The organism is Streptomyces sp. NPDC006872, from assembly GCF_040635845.1.
Classification (GTDB): Bacteria; Actinomycetota; Actinomycetes; order Streptomycetales; family Streptomycetaceae; genus Streptomyces.
On record NZ_JBEYIL010000006.1, the window covers coordinates 162225 to 184901 of the forward strand.

The following is a 22677-nucleotide window of genomic DNA, read 5'->3' on the forward strand; positions in this document are numbered from 1 at the left end:
GGAGGGGAGGAGGGACAGGAGGGGAGGAGGGGAGGAGGGGAGGAGGGGGACGGGGAGCGTGCGGTGGGTAGGTACGTACGATCGCGAGATCGGCCGCCGCGCAGTGAGGAGCCCGTTTTGTTCACCACCCGTCCCACCCTCCAGGGCACGTTCGGAATGGTGTCCTCCACGCACTGGCTGGCCTCGCAGTCGGCGATGGCCGTCCTGGAGGACGGCGGCAACGCCTACGACGCGGCCGTGGCCGGCGCCTTCGTGCTGCACGTCGTCGAACCGCACCTGAACGGGCCCGCCGGCGAGGTCCCGATCCTGCTCGCCCCGGCCGGCGGCGAGGTGCGGGTGCTGTGCGGACAGGGCGTGGCGCCGGCGGGCGCGACGGTCGCGCACTACCGGGGGCTGGGCCTGGACCTCGTCCCCGGAACGGGGCCCCTCGCAGCCGCGGTCCCCGGCGCGTTCGACGCCTGGATGCTCCTTCTGCGCGACCACGGCACCAAGTCCCTCGACGACGTGCTGAAGTACGCCATCGGGTACGCCGAGCACGGGCACGCGCCCGTGGACAACGTCGGCGCGACCGTCGAGACGGTCCGGGAGCTCTTCGAGACGGAGTGGACGTCGTCGGCGGAGGTGTACCTGCCCGGCGGGGAGGCCCCGCGGCCCGGCGCGCTGTTCCGCAACCCCGCCCTCGCCGCCACCTGGAAGCGGCTGCTCGCCGAGACCGCCGCCACCGCCGGGGCGGGCGACCGGGAGGCGCGGATCGAGGCCGCGCGGGAGGTGTGGCGGACCGGGTTCGTCGCCGAGGCGCTCGTCCGGCAGGCCGCCCGGCCCACTCTGGACACCAGCGGCGAGCGGCACACCGGCACCCTCACGGCCGCCGACCTCGCCGCCTGGTCCGCGTCCTACGAGGCGCCGGCGACGTACGACTGGAACGGCTGGACCGTGTGCAAGGCGGGCCCGTGGAGCCAGGGCCCCGCCCTCCTCCAGCAGCTCGCCCTGCTCCCGGCCGAGCTGCCCGGGTACGGCTCCGCCGACTACGTCCATCTCCTCGTCGAGGGCTGCAAGCTCGCCATGGCCGACCGCGAGGCCTGGTACGGCGACGCGGCCGAGGTCCCGCTCGACGAGTTGCTCGCCGCCGACTACAACGCGGACCGGCGGCGGCTGATCGGCGACAAGGCCTCGTACGAGGTACGGCCCGGCAGCCCCGGCGGGCGCACCCCGCGGCTGAGCACGCACGCGTGCGTGGCGGCTGCCGACGACCCCGGCTTCAGCCCCCTGGGCGCGGGCGAGCCGACGGTCGCCCGGGGCCCGGCGCCCTTCGGGCCGGGGGAGCCGGAGATCGGCGCGAACGGCTTCACCCGGGGCGACACCTGCCATCTCGACGTCGTCGACCGCTGGGGCAACATGGTCGCGGCGACGCCCAGCGGCGGCTGGCTGCAGTCCAACCCGGTCGTGCCCGAGCTGGGCTTCCCGCTCGGCACCCGGCTGCAGATGACGTGGCTGGAGGAGGGCCTGCCGAACTCGCTGACGCCGGGCCGGCGCCCCCGCACCACCCTCACGCCCTCGATCGCGCTGCGCGACGGGGTGCCGGTGCTGGCCTTCGGCACGCCGGGCGGCGACCAGCAGGACCAGTGGCAGCTGCACTTCCTCCTCGCCGTCGCCCTTCGCGCGCGGGTGCGCGGCGGCCTCGACCTCCAGGGCGCGATCGACGCCCCGAACTGGCACAACGACGGTTTCCCCGGCTCCTTCTACCCGCGCGGCATGCGGCCCGGCAGCGTCACCGTGGAGTCCCGCATGCCGGCGGCGGTGGTGGAGGAGCTGCGGCGGCGCGGCCACGACCTCACCGTCGGCGACCCGTGGTCCGAGGGCCGGCTGTGCGCGGTCGCCCGCGACCCGGAGACCGGGATCCTGCTCGCGGCCGCGAACCCGCGCGGGATGCAGGGGTACGCGGTGGGCCGCTGACGAGTTCGACTTCCTGTTCTTCATCCCGATTCCACCCGTGATGCACCCGGCGGGCGGGGATTGTCAGTGGGGCGTGCTCTCATGGAGGCATGATCGAAGACAAGGAAACCATCGACGAGTTTCTCGCGCGCCGCTCGGCCGACGTGGAGGAGGCGGTCCGCAGGGCCGCCGCGGCCGAGATCATGCCCCGCTTCCGGCAGCTCGCGGCGCACGAGGTCGACCAGAAGAGCGGACCCCACGACCTGGTGACGGACGCCGACCGGGGCGCCGAGCTGTTCCTGACCAAGGCCCTCGCCGCCCTCCTGCCCGGCTCGGTCGTCGTCGGCGAGGAGGCCGTGCACGCCGACCCGGCCACGTACGAGGCGATACAGGGCGACGCGCCGGTGTGGATCGTCGACCCGGTCGACGGGACCCGGCAGTTCGTGCACGGCGACGACGGCTTCTGCACCCTGGTCGCGCTCGTCCGGCACGGCGTCCTGCACGCCTCCTGGACGTACGCTCCGGCCCGCGACCAACTGGCCACGGCCGTCCGGGGCGGCGGCGCCTTCCTGGACGGCGAGCGGCTGTTCGCCGGTCCGCCCGAGCCCGGCCGCGACCTGACGGTGGCCACCTCGCACCCCGACTACACGACCGACGCGCAGAAGCGCGCCCTGCTGGCGCTGTGGACGGACGGAGTCGCACCGCGCGCGTGCGGATCCGCCGGGCTCGAGTATCTCGCCATCGCCCGGGGCGAGTTGGACGCCACGGCCTTCTCCTGGGAAGCGGCCTGGGACCACGCGGCCGGACTGCTGCTGGTCGAGGAGGCGGGCGGCGCCCACCTCACCCTCACCGGCGAGCCGTTCCGCATCACCGGCGGCAACTCCCTGCCCTTCACGGCGGCCCGGGACGCGGCGACGGCCCGCAGGGTGTCGGGACTCCTCTCGGGCGTCGAGCGGCTTCGCGACATCGCCTGAGCGATGCGGTGCGGTGCGACGCGGTGTGGCGCGGGTGCCGTGTGGCGTGGCGCGGGTGTGGCGCGGTGCGGTGTGGCCTGGCGTGGCGTGGCGTGGCGTGGCGCAGTGTGGGCATCGTGCCGGGCGGTGCGGGCGTCCCGGCCGGTTCGGGCCCCCGCGCCGCGGGCGTTGTCGTACGCCCGGCATATCCTGACTGCGGGGGCCACCGGTCTACGGCGGTCACCGGCTGACGAAGGGGTCGAAGTGCCGTCGATGCTCGATGCGGTCGTGGTGGGAGCGGGGCCCAACGGGCTGACCGCGGCGGTGGAGCTGGCCAGACGCGGCTTCTCCGTGGCGATCTTCGAGGCACGGGACACCGTGGGCGGAGGCGCCCGCACCGAGGAACTCACCCTGCCGGGCTTCCGCCACGACCCGTGCTCCGCCGCGCACCCCCTCGGCATCAACTCGCCCGCGTTCCGCGCCCTGCCCCTGGAGCGCTACGGCCTGGAGTGGCTGCACGCCGAGCTGCCCATGGCGCACCCCTTCCTCGACGGCAGCGCGGCCGTGTTGTCCAGGTCGGTCGCCGAGACGGCCGCCTCCTTCGGGCCACGGGACGCGGGCGCGTACCGCCGTCTGGTCGAGCCCTTCCTGCCCAAGTGGGACACCCTGGCCCGCGACTTCATGTCGCTGCCGCTGACCGCGCTCCCGCGCGACCCGGTCACCCTGGCCCGGTTCGGCCTGGTCGGTCTGCCCCCGTCCAGCTGGCTCGTCCGACGCTTCCGCGACGAGCCGGCCAAGACGCTCTTCGCCGGCCTCGTCGCCCATGTCATGGCTCCGCTGAGCGGCCTCGCCACCGGCGCCGTCGGCCTGGTCTTCGCCCTCGCCGCGCACGCCCGCGGCTGGCCGGTGGCCCGCGGCGGCTCCCAGTCCATCTCGGACGCCCTGGCCGCCTACCTCGAGGACCTCGGCGGCAGCGTCCACACCGACTACGAGGTCAAGCGCCTCGACGACCTGCCGCCGGCCCGCGCGTACGTCTTCGACACCTCGCCCACCGCCCTCGCCCGCATCGCCGGCTTCGGCGACTACTACGCGGGGTACAAGTACGGACCGGGCGTCTTCAAGATCGACTACGCGCTCGACGGCCCCGTCCCATGGACCGCGAAGGAGGCCCGCGCCGCCGGCACCGTGCAGATCGGCGCGGACAGCGCGGAGATCGGCGCCGCCCTGCGCGCCCCGTCCCGGGAGGGCCGGGCCCCCGACAGACCCTTCATGATCACGGTGCAGCCCAGCGTCGTCGACCCCACCCGGGCCCCGGCCGGCAAGCACGTCTTCTGGGCGTACGGCCATGTGCCCAACGGCTGGACGGGCGACCTCACCGACGCCATGGAACGCCAACTGGAGCGCTTCGCTCCGGGCTTTCGCGACCGCGTGCTCGCCCGCGCCACCGCAGGGCCCGCCGAACTCGCCGCCCGCAACGCCAACTACATCGGCGGGGACATCGCCACCGGCGCGGCCTCCGGGCTCCAGATCCTGCTGCGCCCCAAGCTGACCCCGTTCCCGTACGCCACCCCGCACCCGGCCGTCTTCATCTGCTCCTCGGCCACCCCGCCCGGCCCGGGCGTGCACGGCATGTCGGGCCACAACGCGGCCAAGGCCGTATGGCGCAGACTGCGGCGACAAAGCTGAGCGGTCGGCCGGTCCCCGTTGCTATACACACAGTCATGACCACGATCACGCTCGTCCAGGGCGACATCACCCGGCAGTCGGTGGACGCCATCGTCAACGCGGCCAACTCCTCGCTGCTCGGCGGAGGCGGCGTCGACGGCGCGATCCACCGCAGGGGCGGCCCCGCGATCCTCGACGACTGCCGTCGGCTCCGCGCCTCGCACTACGGCAAGGGTCTGGCCACCGGCCAGGCGGTCGCCACGACGGCGGGCGAACTGGACGCGCGCTGGGTGATCCACACCGTGGGCCCGGTGTACAGCGCGGGCGAGGACCGCTCGGAGCTGCTGGCCTCCTGCTTCCGGGAGTCGCTGCGGGTCGCGGACGAGCTGGGCGCGCGCACCGTCGCCTTCCCGGCGGTCTCCGCCGGCATCTACGGATGGCCGATGGACGACGCCGCCCGGATCGCGGTGCAGACCGTGCGGGCGACGCCGACCTCGGTGGAGGAGGTCACCTTCGTCCTCTTCGACGAACGGGCCTACGCCGCGTTCGCCGCGCACATCGGTTGAACGGTCCGGTCCGGCGGCCGCTCCCGAGATCGGTGTCCGCGGCCGCGTACCGGCCGTGATCTTCGCGCACCACACCGGATCGGTCAGGCCGGCGTGACGGGCGCCGGCCTCTCGGCCTCTCGTTCTCGCAGGCTTCTCTCAGGACCAGAGCGTCACGGCGGGGGCCGGTGCGGCCCTTGCCGCGTTCGCCGCGATGCTCGCCGTGGCCTGGCCTGGCCTGGCCTGGCCTGGCCGGGGCTGACCCTCGCGGGCGGGTCGTCAGTCACCTCGGCCGTGCCGGTTCCGCTTCTGCTGTGTGTTCCGTTTCTGCTGTGTGCTCCGTGCACAGGCAGCCGACGCCCCGCTCGATCCACTCCCGGCCCGCCCACTGCGGATGCCGCTCGATCAGCAGCGCCCGGACCTCGGCGACGATCTCGTCCTCGGCCGTCGTGGAGTCGCGCCGCCGCCAGGTCTCGTCGCGCAGATAGTCGCGGACGTCGGTGAGGACCTGCGGGCCGCCGAGGTCGCCGTGGCCGGGGACCACCACCCGGGGCCCGGTCGCGGCCAGCCGGTCCATGACCTCCAGCCAGCGCACGCCGGAGACGTCCGTGTCGTACGGCGGAAACCAGGGGAAGATGGCGAACTGCCCGGTCTCGGCGAGATCCCCGGTGAACAGCACGCCGGCGTCCGGTACCTCGACCACCTGGTCGCCCTTCGTGTGGCCCCGTCCGGTGGGCCGCAGCCGCACGGTCCGGCCGCCGAGGTCCAGGTCGTACCCGTCGTCGTAGACCACGTCCGGGGTGGGCACCTGGACGCCGTCGAGCCGCTCGGCGACCGGCCCGCCGAAGCTCCGGAACATCTCCAGATAGCCCGGCCCCTTCTGCTCCAGGTCGGCTGCCTGGGCGCGGTTGACCAGGTACGTGGCCCGGCCTGCGAACACCTGTGCGCCGAAGGCGTGCTCGGGGTGGAAGTGCGTCGTGGTCAGATACAGGCGGCGGTCCCCGGCCACCTCGGACGCGAGGGCGAGGACCTGCTCGGCGTTGGCGGCGCCGATGCCCGTCTCGACGACCAGGACGGCTCGTGTACCGCCGATGACGCCGATGTTCGGTACCAGTGCGGCCCCCTGGTTCGGGATCACCAGCAGGTCGGGGGCGATGTCCTGGGCGCCGGAGACCTGCACGGCGGGGTCGGGAATCTGTTCGTCAGCCATGCGCCGATTGCACCGCCGGAACACCGCGGCCGTCCAAGACCGTTGTGGTGAGCCCGATACCGCACGGGTATCATCCCTGGTCATGGAGCTGCGAACGCTGCGCTATTTCGTCGCCGTCGCCGAGGAACTCCACTTCGGCCGGGCCGCCGTCCGGCTGCACATGAGCCAGCCGCCGCTGAGCCGGGCGATCAGGCGGCTGGAGGCCGATCTCGGCGCCACCCTGCTGCACCGCTCGGCCGCGGGCGTCGCCCTCGCCCCGGCCGGGGCGGTGCTGCTGGACGAGGCGCGCGCCCTGCTCGACCAGGCCGACCGGGCACGCGTGCGCGTGGCCGGCGCGGCCGGCGCCGCGACCCTCACCGTCGGCCTCCTGGGCGACAGCTCCGACCGGGGCGCGACGCGACTGGCCGCCGCGTACCGCCGACGGCACCCCGGCGTCGAAGTCCGCATCCGCGACACCGACCTGACCGATCCGACCTGCGGACTGCGGGCCGGACTCGTCGACGTCGCGCTGACCCGCCTGCCGTTCGACGAGAGCGGCCTGGCGGTGCGCGAACTGCGCGCCGACCCGGTGGGCGCGGTGCTGCGCACCGACGATCCGCTGGCCGGGAGCGACCGCCTGAAGCTGGCCGACCTGGCGGGCCGGCGCTGGTTCCAGTTCCCGGACGGCACCGACCCGATCTGGCAGTCGTACTGGAACGGGGGCGAGCCGCGTGAGGGTCCGGTGGTGCGTGCCGTCCAGGAGTGTCTGCAGGCCGTGCTCTGGAACGGCACGGTCGGGATGACCCCGCTCGGTCACCGCCCACCCGAACAGCTGGCCGTGATCCCGGTCGTCGACATGGCGCCGAGCCGCGTCGCGGTGGCATGGCAGGAGGGGGACGCCAACCCGTTGATCAGGTCGTTCGTGGAGAACGCGGCCGCCGCCTACCGCGACTGAGCGTCTCCTGCCCGAACGGCCCGCTCGCGTTCGGCGGCCGGCTCGCGTTCGGCGACCGCCCGGAAACCGTGTGGCGGCCGGCCGGTGCGGCGGCGATGTCCTCGGCATCGGGCGCGCGGTCCTGGGTGGGGGCCGGTACGGCGACGGCGGCGATGTCGTCGGCGTCGACGAATCCGACCCGGCCGGTCCCGGCCGCGGTCATGATCGTGCCCTGGCCGCGGATGCTGTCGGCGTGGGCGTGCGTGCCGGCGAAGTTCTGCATGCACCACGAGGGAGGCAGCACCGCCCACTGCTCGAACAGGCCGGGCAGGGCCCGGTGCACCGCCCCCACCGCGGGCCCGCCCTCGGGGATCGCCGAGGAGCTCAGCAGCTCCGAGCGCGTCCCGCCGCAGCCCCGGCCCCCGCCCGTGCACAGCCCGCCGCCCCTCAGCCCCGGCCACCCTCACACCGGCCCGGTCACCCTCGCGCCGGCCCGGTCACCCTCGCGCCGGCCCGGTCACCCTCGCGCCGGCCCGGCCCGCCCGCCCCCGGTTCCGGAATTCGTTCGTCCTCGCCCAGGTAGCCTTCCTACCTGCGGAGCGGAAGGTGCCGCTCACACCCGGCCGCGCTGCGCTGTGCGCCGGGCTTAACTCCTGGTGGCCGGTCCGGGAGACACCTGTGTAATGCGCGGTTCGTACCGTCACAGAGGCTTGCAGAAGCTCTCACCAGGCCGATCGTCAGCAGGACGTCAGAACGAAAGGGGCGCCCGTGGCCGTGCCGGACCCGCGGACCGACAGCGCGACCGAGACGAAGGTGCGCACGGTCTGCTCGTACTGCGGCGTCGGCTGCGGCATGGTCCTCGACATCGGCCGCGGACCGGACGGCCGCCGCACGGTCCTGAAAGCGGTCGGCGACAAGCAGCACCCGGCGAACTTCGGCCGGCTGTGCACCAAGGGCGCGACCACCGCCGACATGCTTGCCGCGCCCGGCCGGCTGACCAGCGCCCTCGTCCGCTCGGACCGCGGCGAGGAGCCCGAGCCCGCCCCCGTGGACGCGGCGGTCGCCGAGACGGCACGGCGCCTGCGTGCGATCGTCGACGAGCACGGCCCGGACGCCGTCGCCCTCTACGTCTCCGGGCAGATGAGCCTCGAGGCGCAGTACCTCGCGAACAAGCTGGTAAAGGGTTACCTCCGCAGCAACCAGATCGAGTCGAACTCCCGGCTGTGCATGGCAAGCGCCGGAACCGGTTACAAACTGTCTCTCGGCGCCGACGGTCCGCCCGGCTCGTACGAGGACCTCGACAAGGCGGACGTCTTCCTGGTCATCGGCTCCAACATGGCCGACTGCCACCCGATCCTGTTCCTGCGGATGATGGACCGGGTGAAGGCCGGCGCCAAGCTGATCGTCGTCGACCCGCGCCGCACCGCCACCGCGGCGAAGGCAGACCTGTTTCTCCAGGTCAAGCCGGGTACCGACCTCGCCCTGCTGAACGGTCTGCTGCATCTTCTGCACGAGGACGGCCACACCGACCCCGACTTCGTCGCCGCGTACACCCAGGGCTGGGAGGCGATGCCGGAGTTCCTCGCCGACTACCCGCCCGCGACCGTCGCGGAGCTCACCGGCATCCCGGAGACCTGCCTGCGCGAGGCCGCCCGGCTGATCGGCGAGGCGGAGGAGTGGACCAGCTGCTGGACCATGGGCCTCAACCAGTCCACGCACGGCACCTGGAACACCAACGCCCTGGTGAACCTGCATCTCGCGACCGGTGCGATCTGCCGCCCCGGCAGCGGTCCCTTCTCCCTCACCGGCCAGCCCAACGCCATGGGCGGCCGGGAGATGGGCTACATGGGGCCCGGGCTCCCCGGTCAGCGCTCCGTCCTCGTCGACGCCGACCGCGCCTTCGTCGAAGAGCTGTGGGGGCTCGAACCGGGCACGATCCGCGCGGACGGCGTCGGCAAGGGCACCGTCGAGATGTTCCGGAAGATGGCCGACGGCGAGATCAAGGCCTGCTGGATCATCTGCACCAACCCGGTCGCCTCCGTCGCCAACCGCAGGACGGTCATCGAGGGCCTGGAGGCCGCCGAGTTCGTCGTCACCCAGGACGTCTTCGCCGACACCGAGACGAACGCCTACGCCGACGTCGTCCTGCCCGGCGCCCTGTGGACCGAGACCGAGGGCGTCCTCATCAACAGCGAGCGCAACCTCACCCTCGCCCGGCCCGCCGCCGACCCGCCCGGCGAGGCCACGGCCGACTGGCGGCTCATCGCGGCCGTCGCCCGAGCCATGGGTTACGAGAGCGGTTTCTCGTACGACAGCGCCGAGCAGATCTTCGAGGAGATCAAGCGCGCCCACAACCCGCAGACCGGCTACGACCTGCGCGGAGTGACATACGAGCGGCTGCGTGACACCCCGGTGCAGTGGCCGGCCGCCACCGCCGACGGGCCCGACCGCAACCCGATCCGCTACGTGAACGAAGACGGTTCCCTCACGTTTCCCACGGCTTCCGGCCGCGCCGTCTTCCACCCGCGTCCGCACGTTCCGCCCGCCGAGATGCCGGACGACGACTATCCGTTCGTCCTCAACACCGGCCGTCTCCAGCACCAGTGGCACACCCTGACGAAGACAGCCAAAGTCGCCAAGCTCAACAAACTCGATCCCGGCCCGTTCGTCGAGGTGCACCCCGAGGACGCGGCCGCGCTCGGCCTCGCCGACGGCGACTCCGTCGAGGTCGCCTCACGGCGCGGGCGGGCCGTGCTGCCGACGGTCGTCACCGACCGCGTCCTGCCCGGCTCCTGTTTCGCACCGTTCCACTGGAACGACCTCTTCGGCGAGTACCTCAGCGTCAACGCGGTCACCAGCGACGCCGTCGACCCGCTGTCCTTCCAGCCCGAGCTGAAGGTGTGCGCGGTGTCGCTGACGAAGGTGTCGACACCGGTTACCGTCCATGCTCCGGCGGCCGAGACCCCGGCCGCGCAGAACCTGGCCGCGCAGAACCTGGCTGCGCAGAACCTGGCCGCGCAGCCGTCGGCCGCCCTCGTCCCCACCGCCGTCCAGCCTTCCGCCGTCCAGCCTTCCGCGGCCGCCGTCTTCGGCCTGGAGCCCAGCCCGCCGCCGGTCCTCACCGAGCTGGAACGGCGCTATCTGGTCGGCTTCCTCGCCGGCATCCCGGCCGGCGCCCCGGGCGTACCGGTCCTGCCGCCGGACGCGCCCTTCAGTCCCGAGCACGCCCTGTGGGTCAACGGCACCCTCGCCGGCATGTACTCCCGCACCGGCGCCGTGCCGCCCCCGCAGACCCCGACCCCGACCCGGCGGGTCGTGATCCTGTGGGCCTCGCAGACCGGCAACGCCGAGGACTTCGCCGCCGCCACCGCCGAACGGCTCACCGCCGGCGGCCACACGGCCTCCCTCGTCGCCATGGACGAGGCCGACCCCGCCGCCCTGCCCGCAGGGGCCGACCTGCTGCTGATCACCAGCACCTTCGGCGACGGCGACGCCCCCGACAACGGCGCCGGCTTCTGGGACGGCCTCGCCGAGCTGGGCACCGGCCGACTGGAAGGCCGACGCTATGCCGTCCTCGCCTTCGGGGACTCCTCGTACGACGACTTCTGCGGACACGGCCGACGCCTGGACGACCGTATGGACGAGCTGGGCGCGGTCCGGCTGGCCCCGCGCACCGACTGCGAACCGGACTACGAGACGGAGGCGGAGGCCTGGCTCGACCAGGTCGTCACCGCACTGAAGGAAGCCACGGAACACCTGCCCACGGAGCTCCCGCCCACGGAACACCTGCCCACGGAGCTCCCGCCCACGGATCCGGCGCCCGCGGCACCCGTCGGGTCCCCTGCCCCGGGGCCGGCCCCCGCGCCCGTCCCGGACGCCGTTCCCGCCGTCGTCACCAAGGCCGCCACCGCCGCCGCTCCCCGTGCCCGGCGTCCCGCCCCCGTCACGGCCCGCCTCACCGGCAACCGGCTGCTCAGCCTGCCCGGTTCCGGCAAGGAGGTCCGGCGCTTCACCTTCGACACCCGCGACAGCGAGACCCCGCTCCTCTACGAGGCCGGCGACGCGCTCGGCGTCCGGCCCCTCAACTCCCCGGAGCTGGTGGCGGAGTGGCTGACCGTCACCGGACTCGACGCGCACGCGCGCGTGCAGGTGAACGGCGTCGGTGAGGTCGCCCTCGGCGAGGCCCTGCTGCGCCACCTCGACATCACCCGGATCACCCCGGCCCTGCTCCGCTTCACCGCCGACCGCACCCGAGACCCGCGCGAGCTGCGCAAACTGCTGCGCCCCGACAACAAGGACGAGCTGGCGAAGTGGTCCTGGGGCCGCCAGGCAGTCGACGTGGCGGCCGAGTCCGGCGTCCGTGCCCACGCGCAGGAGTGGGCCGAGGTGCTGGGACGGCTGCAGCCGCGCCTGTACTCCATATCGTCCAGCCCGCTGACCGACCCCCACCTGGTCTCGCTCACCGTCTCCGTCGTGCGGTACGAGAACCTGGCCGGCCGCCCCCGGCAGGGCGTCTGCTCGCCCTTCCTCGCCGACGCCGAGCCCGGCACCGAGGTCCCCGTCCATGTGCAGCGCTCCCCGCACTTCCGGCCGCCCGCCGATCCGGCGACCCCGATGGTGATGGTCGGTCCGGGCACGGGAGTGGCGCCGTTCGTCGGGTTCCTTCAGGAGCGCCGGGCGCGCGGGCACCGGGCGCCCAACTGGCTGTTCTTCGGCGAGCAGCGCCGGGCGACGGACTTCTACTACCAGGAGGACCTGGCCGCCCTGCAGGCCGACGGCGCCCTCGCCCGTCTGGACACGGCGTTCTCCCGCGACCAGCGCGTCAAGATCTACGTCCAGGACCGCATCCGCGAGCACGGCTCCCACCTGTGGTCCTGGCTCCAGGACGGCGCCCACTTCTACGTCTGCGGCGACGCCTCCCGCATGGCGAAGGACGTCGACCAGGCCCTGCGCGACGTCGCGGTCGTCCACGGCGGTCTGAGCGAGCCGGAGGCGGCGGCCTATGTGAAGCAACTCGCCTCCGACAAGCGGTATGTGAGGGACGTCTACTGACGGGATTCCTGTGCACCAAGTCGCGTTGCACCAAGTCGCGTTGCGCCGAAGAGAGTTGATATTCGGTCATTGCGGCGCGCCAATGTTCGTTTTTTCAACAGGAGTGGACAAGATCTGACGCACCCTCCGTCCGTGCGAAGCCGCACGGTTCGCCTTGAGGAAGGTCGTGGTCATGTCGCACCCGCACGTGTCGCCCATGGACCGGCCGGACCGCCCCCAGCGGGTGGAGCCGGATCGCCCGCTCCGGACGGTCGTCAGCCGTCGTCGTCTGCTCGAAGGGTCGGCAGCCGCCCTCGGCGCGCTCGCCCTGTCCGGACCGCCCACCGCCCACCGGGCCGTCGCGGCCGACGGCACACCCGAGTGGAACGGCCACATCGACGTCTTCCGCCTCGGCACCGAAGCGCCGCACACCACCCTCATGCCGTACGCGGACCTCGACCAGGCCCTCGCCGCCGACCGCACCCGCTCCCCGTACCGGCTGAGCCTCGACGGACGGTGGAAGTTCGCGCACGCCGACCGCCCCGACGACCGGGACGTCGACTTCCACCGGACCGACGTCGACGACAGCGACTGGGACACCATCCCCGTCCCCTCCGCCTGGCAGTTGCACGGTTACGACCGACCGATCTACATCAACATCACCTACCCGTGGTGGGGCCCCAACGGCCTGGGCGAGGAGGCGCAGCCGCCCGTCGCCCCCACCAGCTACAACCCCGTGGGCCAGTACCGCCGCTCCTTCACCGTCCCGCGCGGCTGGGCGGGACGCCGGACGTTCCTTCACTTCGAAGGGGTCAAATCCGCCCACTACGTGTGGATCAACGGGGAGATGGTCGGTTACCACGAGGATTCCTATGACCCGGCCGAGTACGACATCACCCCGCACCTCAAGCCGGGCGCCAACCAGATCGCCGTGGAGGTCTACCGCTACTCCGACGGCGACTGGCTGGAGGACCAGGACATGATCCGGCTGAGCGGTATCTTCCGCTCGGTCTACCTGTACTCCACGCCGGCCGTGCACCTGCGCGACTTCCGGCTGGACACCCCGCTGAGCGACGACTACAGGGCGGCCGAACTGTCGGTCACCGCCCATGTGCGGGACTACGGCGGAGACGGCGCCGGCCGGTACTCCGTCGAGACCCAGCTGTACGACGCGGGCGGGCACCCGGTGTGGTCCCGGCCGCTGCAGCAGGCCGTCGCGCTCGGTTCCGGCGAGGAGAAGACCGTCCAGGCGGCGAAGGCCGTGCCCGCGCCCCGGCTGTGGTCGGCCGAGCACCCGGAGCTCTACACAGCCGTGCTCCGGCTGCGCGACCCGGCCGGCAAGGTGATCGAAACCGTTTCCCATCGCGTCGGCCTGCGTGAGTTCGCGCTGCTGGACGGGCTGCTGCGCATCAACGGCAAGCCGGTCTCCCTCCGCGGCACCAACCGCCACGAGATGCACCCGACCCACGGCTCGGCGCTCACCCGCGCGGACCTGGTCGAGGACATCGGCATCATCAAGCGGCTGAACATCAACACCGTCCGCACCTCGCACTACCCCAACAACCCGCGCTGGCTCGAACTCGCCGACGAGTACGGTCTGTACCTCGTCGACGAGACCAACCTGGAGACCCACGGCATCCGGGGCGAGTACCCCGGCAACCACGCCGAGTGGACGACGGCGTGCGTGGCCCGCGCCCAGAACATGGTCCACCGCGACAAGAACCACGCGTCGGTCGTCATCTGGTCGCTCGGCAACGAGGCGGGGGGCGGCAGCACCTTCAACGCCATGTACGACTGGATCCGCTCCTACGACACCACCCGGGTCATCCAGTACGAGGGCGACGACCGCCCCGGCATCAGCGACATCCGCTCCGAGATGTACGACAGCCCCGCCCGCGTCGAGGCCCGGGCGAAGGACACCGCCGACACCCGGCCGTACGTGATGATCGAGTACTCCCACGCGATGGGGAACTCCAGCGGAAACTTCAAGAAGTACTGGGATCTGGTCCGCCGCCACGAGGTGCTGCAGGGCGGCTGGATCTGGGACTTCGTCGACCAGGCCCTCGACTGGCCCACGCCGACCCGCACACTGCTCACCGAGACCGGGCCCGCCGCCCTGCGCGGCGAGATCGTCGCCCCGAGCGGTGCCTTCACCCGCGACGAGGGTGTCTCCGGCGGAACCGTTTTCGCCCGTGACACCACGCTCGACCTCACCGGGTCCCTCACCCTGGAGGCATGGGTCACCCCGCACGTAACCGGTTACCACCAGCCCATCCTGGCCAAGGGCGACACCCAGTACGCCCTGAAGCAGACGAATCGGACGCTGGAGTTCTTCATCTACGGCAGCGGCCAGTGGATCACCGCGAGCTGGGCGCTGCCGGACGGCTGGACCGGCGCCGAACACCATGTGGCGGGCGTCTTCGACGCGGCGGCGGGCACCCTGACCCTCCATGTCGACGGCTCGGTCCGGGCCACCCGCACCACCACCGTGCGCCCCGCCGTCAACACCGCGCCGCTGTCCCTGGCCACCGACGTCGACAACCCGACCCGGGAGTTCAGCGGCACCGTCAGACGGGCCCGGGTGTACGCCAGGGCGCTGAGCGCCGCCGAACTGGCCGCCGGCGGCCGCGGCCCCGGCGACGACGGCGTACGGTTCTGGTTCGACGCCGCGACCGTCGGCCTCATCGAGAAACGACCCCGCGACAAGACGTTCTACGCCTACGGCGGCGACTGGGGCGACAACCCCAACGACGGGGCCTTCTCCGGCGACGGCATCGTCACCGCCGACCGCGGGCTCACCGGAAAGTCCGCCGAGGTCAAGCGGATCTACCAGGCGATCGACGCCGCACCGGCCGGCGGCGGCCCGCTCGCCCCCGGGGCCGCGGTCACCCTCACCAACGAGTACCTCTTCACCAACCTCCGTGAGTTCGACGGACGTTGGGAGCTCGTCGGCGACGGCGCGGTGGTGCAGCGCGGAAAGCTGAGCCGCGCCCAGCTGGACGTGGCGCCGCTGTCGGCCAAGGACATCACCGTGCCCTTCAGAGTGCCGGGCGACCCGGCGCCGGGCGCGGAGTACTTCCTGCACCTGTCGTTCACCACCCGGGAGACCACGAAGTGGGCGAGGTCCGGCTTCGAGGTGGCCAGGCAGCAGCTCGCCGTCGACGCCGGCAGCCCCGCCGTCACGCCCGTGTCCCTGGACGGCATCCCGGCGCTCAGCCACCAGGACGGCGACGCGTCGGTCACCGTCACGGGCGAGGACTTCTCGGTCGCCGTCGACAAGAAGACCGGCGTCATCACCTCGTACGAGGTGAGCGGCGCCCGGCTGATCTCCTCCGGACCGGCTCCGAACTTCTGGCGTGCACCCACCGACAACGACCGGGGGAACGGCCAGCACACCCGCAACCAGACCTGGCGCGACGCCGGCGCCCGCCGCACGGTGACCGACGTGCGCGTGCGGGCGCTGCGCGACGACCGGGCCGTCGAGATCAAGGTCGCCGGCGCCCTGCCCACGACGACGGCATCGACGTACACCACCACCTACACCGTTTTCGGAAACGGTGAGATCAAGGTCGACAACACCCTGCACCCGGGCGCGGCCTCGCTGCCGTACATCCCGGAGGTCGGCACGCTGCTGTTCCTGCCCGGCCGGCTGGAGCACCTGCACTACTACGGCCGCGGCCCCGAGGAGAACCACTGGGACCGCAACGACGCCACCGACGTCGGCCTGTACTCCGGCACCGTCGCCGGCCAGTGGACCTCCTACCTGCGTCCGCAGGAGAACGGCAACAAGACGGACGTCCGCTGGGTCGCCCTGACCGACGCCGACGGCCACGGCCTGCTGGTCTCCGGCGAGCCGCTCCTGGAGGTCAACGCCTCGCACTTCACCCCCGAGGACCTGTCGGTCGGGGCCCGCCACGACTACCAGCTCACACCCCGCAAGGAGGTCGTACTCCGCCTGAACCACCGGCAGATGGGCGTCGGCGGCGACAACAGCTGGGGCGCGCACACCCACGACGAGTACAAGCTGTTCGCCGACCGGGACTACGCGTACACCTACCGGCTGCGGCCGTTGACCGACGTCGACCGGGCGACGGCCGCGTCACGCCGGCCCACGGCCACACAGTAGCGAGGCGCGACCGCGGCTGCGTGGGTACCGTTTCCCGAGGTAGAAGGAAACGGTACCTACGGAAGAGGAACCCTCCCATGGTCGAGCAGGACGAACGCTTCGACGTCGTGGTCCTGGGCGCCGGTCCCGGCGGCTACGTGGCCGCGGTCCGGGCCGCCCAGCTGGGCAAGCGCGTCGCGGTCGTCGAGGAGAAGTACTGGGGCGGCGTCTGCCTGAACGTGGGCTGCATCCCCACCAAGGCCCTGCTGCGCAACGCCGAACTCGCGCACATCGTCACGCGTGAGGCGAAGACCTTCGGCATCAAGGTCGAGGGACAGGTCTCCTTCGACTACGGCGAGGCGTACCGCCGCAGCCGCAAGGTCGCGGACGGCCGGGTCAAGGGCGTCCACTACCTCATGAAGAAGAACAAGATCACCGAGTTCGACGGCCGCGGCGCGTTCGTCGACGACCGCACGCTGCGGGTAACCGGTTACGACGGCGAGACCCGCACCATCGGCTTCGACCACTGCATCATCGCCACGGGGGCGACGCCCCGGCTGCTGCCCGGCACCAAGCGCAGCGCACGCGTGGTGACGTTCGAGGAGCAGATCCTCGCCGAGGAACTCCCGCAGTCCATCGTGATCGCGGGCGCCGGCGCGATCGGCATCGAGTTCGCGTACGTGCTGCACAACTACGGCGTCAAGGTCACGATCGTCGAGTTCCTGGACCGCGTGGCCCCTCTGGAGGACGCCGAGGTCTCCGCCGAACTCGCCAAGCAGTACCGGAGGCTGGGCATCGACGTGCTCACCTCGACCCGCGTCGAGTCGATCGACGAGTCCGGCCCGCGGGTGCGGGTCACGGTCACCGGCAAGGACGGCGCGCAGCAGGTCCTGGAGACCGACAAGGTCCTGCAGGCGATCGGCTTCGCGCCGAACGTAACCGGTTACGGCCTGGAGAACACGGGCGTCAAGGTCACCGAGCGCGGCGCGATCGACGTCGACGGCCGCTGCCGCACCTCCGTGCCGCACCTCTACGCCATCGGAGACGTCACCGCGAAGCTGATGCTCGCGCACGCCGCCGAGGCGATGGGCGTGATCGCCGCCGAGACCCTCGCCGACGCCGAGACCATGGAACTCGACTACGCGATGATCCCGCGCGCCACCTACTGCCAGCCCCAGATCGCCAGCTTCGGCTACACCGAGGCCCAGGCCCGCGAGCTCGGCTACGACGTCAAGGTCGCGAAGTTCCCGTTCACCGCGAACGGCAAGGCGCACGGTCTCGGCGACGCGACCGGTTTCGTCAAGCTCATCAGCGACGCCAGGTACGGCGAGCTCATCGGCGGCCACCTCATCGGCCCCGACGTCACCGAACTCCTGCCCGAGCTGACCCTGGCCCAGCAGTGGGACCTCACCGTCCACGAGGTCGCCCGCAACGTCCACGCCCACCCGACCCTGGGCGAGGCCGTCAAGGAGGCGGTGCACGGCCTGGCCGGCCACATGATCAACATGTAGCTCCGCGTACCGCCTGCGGCGGTGCCGTTCACCCGAACGGCACCGCCACGCTCGCCGCCGCCGTACGGCCGGGATGTGCTGGCATCCACCGGCCCGACCCCGGACCGGACCGACGGCGAGGGAGCCCGCCATGCCGGAAAGCGGTGGCCCCACCGACGCGGAGCTGGAGGCACTCAGGGCCCGCATCGCGGCCCTGGAGGAGGAGCGCACCCGTCGTCCCACCCATCACCGGGTCCGTTCGATCGTCGCGGTCGTCCTCATCGTCCTCGGCTGCGTCCTGGCCCCGCTGGGCCTGGTGGCGGCCTGGACCTCGAGCATCGTGGGCGACACCGGCCGCTATGTCGACACCGTCCGCCCGCTGGCCTCCGACAAGGATGTCCAGAACGCGGCCGCCACCCGCGTGACGAACGCGGTGATGGACCGCCTGGACCTCACCGCACTCCTGCAGGACGTGGTCCCGGCCCAGCGTCCGCTGCTGGAGAAGGCCCTCGGCAGGCTCGGTCCCTCGCTCGAGAGCGCCCTCCGCAGCTTCGTGCACGACAAGGCCCAGGCGGTCGTGGCCTCCGACGCCTTCCAGAAGATCTGGGTCGATGCCAACCGCCGGATCCACAGCTCCGTCGAGAAGGCCCTCACGGGCAGCGGCGGCGGCGCGGTGAAGATCGAGAACGACACGGTGACCGTCGACCTCGCCCCGGTCGTCGACCAGGTCAAGCAACGACTGGTCGACTCCGGGATGACGGTCGCGGGGAAGATCCCCGAGATCCACACGAACTTCACGGTCGTCGAGTCCGAGGACATCGGCAAGGTCAAGACCTACTTCCGGCTGCTCCAGCTGGCCGGTCTCTGGCTGCCCGTGATCGCGGTCCTGCTGGTGGCGGCAGGCGTCCTGCTCTCGGCGCACCGCCGCCGCGTCCTGATCGTCGCCGCGCTCTGCTTCGCTTTCGCCACCCTCCTCCTGGGCGTCGCGCTGACCGTTTTCCGGGTCGTCTACCTGGACGCCCTCCCGGCCGGCGTCTCCCAGTCGGCCGCCGGGTCCGTGTACGACACGCTCACCCGTTTCCTGCGCACCTCCGTGCGGTCGGTGGTCGCCCTCGGCGTGGTGATCGCCATCGCCGCCTGGCTGACCGGGCCCGGCCGCCATGCCGCCCTGGTACGGCGGCTCTGGCACTCGGGCATCGGCGCCGTGCGCGCGACCGCCGATCACGCGGGACTGCGTACCGGTCCCGTCGGCCCGTTCGTCGACCGCTACCGCACCTGGATCACCTGGATCCTGGCCGCGGGCGCCGTCCTGGCCTTTCTCCTGTGGCCGTACCCGACCGGCTGGGTCGTCATCGGCCTGGCCCTCGCCCTGCTCTTCGCGCTGGGCGTCGTCGACTTCCTCGCGACCCGGCCCCGCCGAAAGGACAGCCCCGCATGAGCTCGCAGACCCCGACCGGAGACCCGCACGGAGAGATCGGCACCGCGTGGTCCACCCCGCGCGGCGGACCACACCGGGCGGCCCCGCACGACGGCCGGACCGGCGCCGGCGTCGTCTTCGCCGGCGTCCTGATGCTGTGCAGCGGGGTGCTCGCCGTCCTCCAGGGCATCGCGGCCGTCGCCGACGACGACGTCTACGCCCGCGTCGGCAGTTACGTCTACGAGCTCAGCCTCACCGGCTGGGGCTGGATCCACATCGTCCTCGGAGCCGTCGCGGCGGCGACCGGCGCGGCCCTCCTCAAGGGGATGACCTGGGCCCGCTTCACCGGCATCCTGCTGGCCGCGCTGAGCCTGGTCGCCCAGTTCCTCTTCCTGCCGTACGAGCCGCTCTGGTCGGTCGTCGTCATGGCGATCGACGTGTTCGTCATCTGGTCACTGGCGTCGTGGCAGAGAGCCGAGATCTGACAGGCCGCGGCGCAGCACCCATGAGGTCGATGTCGGATTCTCGCCAGCGGCGGGTCGGTGGCTGGTCGATGCTGGACGTATGCAGAACGGGATGTACACCGATCGCGAGCGCTGTGTGCGCGCCGTGCAGTCGAAGGACGCGCGGTTCGACGGCTGGTTCTTCACAGCCGTCCTGACCACCGGAATCTACTGTCGGCCCAGCTGCCCGGTGGTGCCGCCCAAGCCCGGGAACATGGTCTTCCATCCGAGCGCCGCCGCCTGCCAGCAGGCCGGCTTCCGCGCCTGCAAGCGCTGCCGTCCCGACACCACCCCGGGCTCCCCGGAGTGGAACCAGCGCGCCGATCTGGTGGCCCGGGCCATGCGCCTGATCGCCGACGGCGTCGTCGACCGCGACGGCGTGCCCGGCCTCGCCGCCCGCCTCGGCTACAGCACCCGCCAGGTGGAGCGCCAACTCCTCGCCGAACTCGGCGCAGGACCGCTCGCGCTGGCCCGCGCCCAGCGCGCGCAGACCGCACGCCTGCTCATCGAGACGACCGAACTCCCCATGGCGGACCTGGCGTTCGCGGCCGGCTTCGCCTCCATCCGCACCTTCAACGACACCGTGCGCGAGGTCTTCGCACTGTCCCCGAGCGAACTCCGTGCCCGCGTCCCCCGGAAGAACCCCTCGACCCGCCCGGCCACTCCCGGCACGCTCACGCTCCGCCTCCCCTTCCGCGCGCCCCTCAACCCCGACAACCTCTTCGGGCACCTCGCCGCGACCGGCGTCCCGGGCGTGGAGGAGTGGCGCGACGGCGCGTTCCGGCGCACGCTGCGACTGCCCTACGGGCACGGCATCGTGGCGCTCACCCCGAACCCCGACCACATCGGCTGCCGCCTCACCCTCAGCGACCTGCGCGATCTCACCGTCGCCATCAGCCGCTGCCGGCGCATGCTCGACCTGGACGCCGACCCGGTCGCCGTCGACGACCAACTGCGCACGGACCCGCTGCTCGCGCCCCTGGTGGACAAGGCCCCCGGCCGCCGGGTGCCGCGCACGGTCGACGAGGCCGAGTTCGCCGTACGCGCCGTGTTGGGCCAGCAGGTCTCCACCGCGGCGGCCCGCACCCACGCGGCCCGTCTGGTCACCGCGCACGGCGAACCGGTCGACGATCCGGAAGGCGGCCTCACCCACCTCTTCCCGGCCCCCGAGGCGCTCGCCGCCGTGGACCCCGAGTCCCTGGCGATGCCCCGCACCCGCCGCGCCACCTTCACCACGCTCGTCCGTCAACTGGCGGACGGCACACTGCACTTGGGTGTGGAGAGCGACTGGCCCGAGGCCCGCGCCCGGCTTCTGGCCCTGCCCGGCTTCGGTCCCTGGACGGTCGACGTCATCGCGATGCGTGCCCTCGGCGACCCCGACGCGTTTCTCCCCACCGACCTCGGAATCCGGCGTGCGGCCCAGGAGTTGGGCCTGCCTTCCACCCCGGCGGCGCTCACCGCCCGCGCGGCGGCCTGGCGCCCCTGGCGCGCGTACGCCGTCCAGTACCTCTGGGCGACCGACAGCCACCCGATCAACTTCATTCCTGTCTAAGGACGTTCAGTGAACCCGCAGAAATCGCCGCCGCCGTCGCGGCAGCAGCAACAGCAGCAGAAACGGCACACGATCATCGACAGCCCGTACGGCCCCCTCACCCTCGTGGCCGACGACGGCGTCCTGTGCGGCCTCTACATGACCGAACAGCGCCACCGTCCGCCGGAGGAGACCTTCGGCCCCCGCGACGACTCGCTGTTCGGTGAGACCGAATCCCAGCTGGAGGCGTATTTCTCCGGTGAGTTGAAGGAGTTCACCCTCGAACTCCACCTGCATGGAACCCCGTTCCAACGCACCGTCTGGGCCGAACTGCGGAAAATCCCGTACGGCGAGACCCGCACCTACGGAGAACTCGCCGAAGCCCTCGGGAATCCGTCGGCCTCCCGCGCGGTGGGCCTCGCCAACGGCAAGAACCCCGTCGGCATCGTCGTGCCCTGCCACCGAGTGATCGGCGCCGGCGGCAGCCTCACCGGCTACGGCGGCGGCCTGGAGCGCAAACAGCGCCTGCTGGACTTCGAGAGCGGTGCGGCCCCGGACGAAGCGACGCTGTTCTAGCCTTACCGTGGGGGCGAGGCCTGTGCGCCGCCGTCGGCGCTCAGCTCCCGCAGCAGCTTCGGCAGGGCCGTCCCGATCGGCTCCCGGACGACGTCGTCGGCGAGGTCGTCGTACGGCGTCGGCTCGGCGTTGACGATGATCAGCCGGGCCCCGTGGTCGGCGGCGACGCCGGCCAGCCCGGCGGCGGGCTGCACCTGGAGGCTGGTGCCGACGGCGACGAAGACCTGGCAGGCCTTGGTGATGGCGACGGCCTCGCCGAGGACCACCGGGTCGAGGCGCTGGCCGAACATCACCGTGGCCGACTTCAGGATGCCGCCGCACTCCAGGCACGGCGGGTCCGGTTCACCGGCCTCGACGCGGGCGAGGGCGTCCTCCATGGGACCGCGCACAGGGCACTCGGTGCACACGAACTGCCGTGCGGTGCCGTGCAGTTCGAGCACCTTGCGGGCGGACAGACCGGCGAGCTGGTGCAGCCCGTCCACGTTCTGCGTGATCACCCGCACCGGCACGCCGGAGCGCTCCAGGTCGACGACGGCCCGGTGCGCGGCGTTCGGCTCGGCCGTCAGGGCCCGGTTCCTGCGCCGCAGCTGCCAGGACCGCCGCCGGATCTCCGGATCGCCCATGTAGTACTCGTACGTGACGAGCTTCTCCGCCTCGGGATCCTTCCGCCACACACCGTTCGGACCGCGATAGTCGGGGATGCCGGAGTCCGTGGAGACCCCGGCCCCGCTGAGAATGGCGACAAGGGGCTTGCTCATGGGTGCGAGCGTAGGTCGGGGGAGCCGAGGGCCGCGAGCGGATATCGG

General features: G+C 72.3%; 14 protein-coding genes and 1 pseudogene. 12 read left to right on the forward strand and 3 right to left on the reverse strand.

All coding sequences use genetic code 11. From position 1 onward, the window contains the following. Window positions 1-117: 117 nt before the first annotated feature. The 4 genes from ABZ725_RS19545 (at window position 118) to ABZ725_RS19560 (ending at window position 5116) form a co-directional block, all read left to right on the forward strand. A complete protein-coding gene (locus tag ABZ725_RS19545; RefSeq protein ID WP_358803867.1) occupies window positions 118-1953 on the forward strand; it encodes a gamma-glutamyltransferase in 1836 nt (611 codons plus the stop codon). An 89-nt stretch (window positions 1954-2042) separates the two neighbouring features. Further along, window positions 2043-2906 carry an inositol monophosphatase family protein gene (locus tag ABZ725_RS19550; RefSeq protein WP_358803868.1) on the forward strand — a complete coding sequence of 288 codons (864 nt, stop codon included), beginning with the start codon at window positions 2043-2045 and terminating at the stop codon, window positions 2904-2906. Between the two features lie 252 nt (window positions 2907-3158). Further along, entirely contained in the window at window positions 3159-4571 is a 1413-nt protein-coding gene (locus ABZ725_RS19555) for an NAD(P)/FAD-dependent oxidoreductase (RefSeq protein WP_358803869.1), read from the forward strand. Window positions 4572-4606: 35 nt separating this feature from the next. After that, a complete protein-coding gene (locus ABZ725_RS19560; protein WP_358803870.1) occupies window positions 4607-5116 on the forward strand; it encodes an O-acetyl-ADP-ribose deacetylase in 510 nt (169 codons plus the stop codon). A 262-nt stretch (window positions 5117-5378) separates the two neighbouring features. Here ABZ725_RS19560 and ABZ725_RS19565 read toward each other — a convergent pair whose 3' ends face one another. Further along, complete coding sequence (locus ABZ725_RS19565; protein WP_358803871.1) at window positions 5379-6305, reverse strand: MBL fold metallo-hydrolase; 927 nt, start codon at window positions 6303-6305, stop codon at window positions 5379-5381. An 82-nt stretch (window positions 6306-6387) separates the two neighbouring features. On the opposite strand from ABZ725_RS19565, the gene ABZ725_RS19570 reads away from it, so the two are divergent. Beyond that, on the forward strand, window positions 6388-7239 hold the full coding sequence (locus ABZ725_RS19570; protein WP_358803872.1) for a LysR substrate-binding domain-containing protein: 852 nt from the start codon (window positions 6388-6390) through the stop codon (window positions 7237-7239). A 100-nt stretch (window positions 7240-7339) separates the two neighbouring features. On the opposite strand, the pseudogene ABZ725_RS19575 reads toward ABZ725_RS19570, so the two are convergent. Next, window positions 7340-7618: pseudogene (locus tag ABZ725_RS19575) on the reverse strand (ergot alkaloid biosynthesis protein); the annotation flags it as partial. Between the two features lie 452 nt (window positions 7619-8070). Between ABZ725_RS19575 and ABZ725_RS19580 the strand changes: the two are divergent. The 7 genes from ABZ725_RS19580 (at window position 8071) to ABZ725_RS19610 (ending at window position 21871) form a co-directional block, all read left to right on the forward strand. Next, the gene (locus ABZ725_RS19580) at window positions 8071-12270 is read left to right on the forward strand and encodes a bifunctional nitrate reductase/sulfite reductase flavoprotein subunit alpha (RefSeq protein WP_358804140.1); all 4200 of its coding nucleotides are present in this window, start codon (window positions 8071-8073) and stop codon (window positions 12268-12270) included. 172 nt (window positions 12271-12442) lie between these two features. Continuing rightward, a complete protein-coding gene (locus ABZ725_RS19585) occupies window positions 12443-16375 on the forward strand; it encodes a glycoside hydrolase family 2 TIM barrel-domain containing protein (protein WP_358803873.1) in 3933 nt (1310 codons plus the stop codon). A 77-nt stretch (window positions 16376-16452) separates the two neighbouring features. Further along, the gene (gene lpdA / locus ABZ725_RS19590; RefSeq protein WP_358803874.1) at window positions 16453-17865 is read left to right on the forward strand and encodes a dihydrolipoyl dehydrogenase; all 1413 of its coding nucleotides are present in this window, start codon (window positions 16453-16455) and stop codon (window positions 17863-17865) included. A gap of 130 nt (window positions 17866-17995) precedes the next feature. Beyond that, window positions 17996-19282 carry a hypothetical protein gene (locus tag ABZ725_RS19595; RefSeq protein ID WP_358803875.1) on the forward strand — a complete coding sequence of 429 codons (1287 nt, stop codon included), beginning with the start codon at window positions 17996-17998 and terminating at the stop codon, window positions 19280-19282. After that, window positions 19279-19746: a hypothetical protein gene (locus tag ABZ725_RS19600; protein WP_358803876.1), complete on the forward strand. Its 468-nt coding sequence runs from the start codon at window positions 19279-19281 to the stop codon at window positions 19744-19746. The genes ABZ725_RS19595 and ABZ725_RS19600 overlap by 4 nt, the downstream gene beginning before the upstream one ends. Before the next feature lie 79 nt (window positions 19747-19825). Further along, entirely contained in the window at window positions 19826-21316 is a 1491-nt protein-coding gene (locus ABZ725_RS19605; RefSeq protein ID WP_358803877.1) for an AlkA N-terminal domain-containing protein, read from the forward strand. A gap of 9 nt (window positions 21317-21325) precedes the next feature. Beyond that, window positions 21326-21871 carry a methylated-DNA--[protein]-cysteine S-methyltransferase gene (locus ABZ725_RS19610; protein WP_358803878.1) on the forward strand — a complete coding sequence of 182 codons (546 nt, stop codon included), beginning with the start codon at window positions 21326-21328 and terminating at the stop codon, window positions 21869-21871. Window positions 21872-21873: 2 nt separating this feature from the next. Here ABZ725_RS19610 and ABZ725_RS19615 read toward each other — a convergent pair whose 3' ends face one another. Then, on the reverse strand, window positions 21874-22629 hold the full coding sequence (locus ABZ725_RS19615; protein ID WP_358803879.1) for a Sir2 family NAD-dependent protein deacetylase: 756 nt from the start codon (window positions 22627-22629) through the stop codon (window positions 21874-21876). Window positions 22630-22677: the final 48 nt, after the last annotated feature.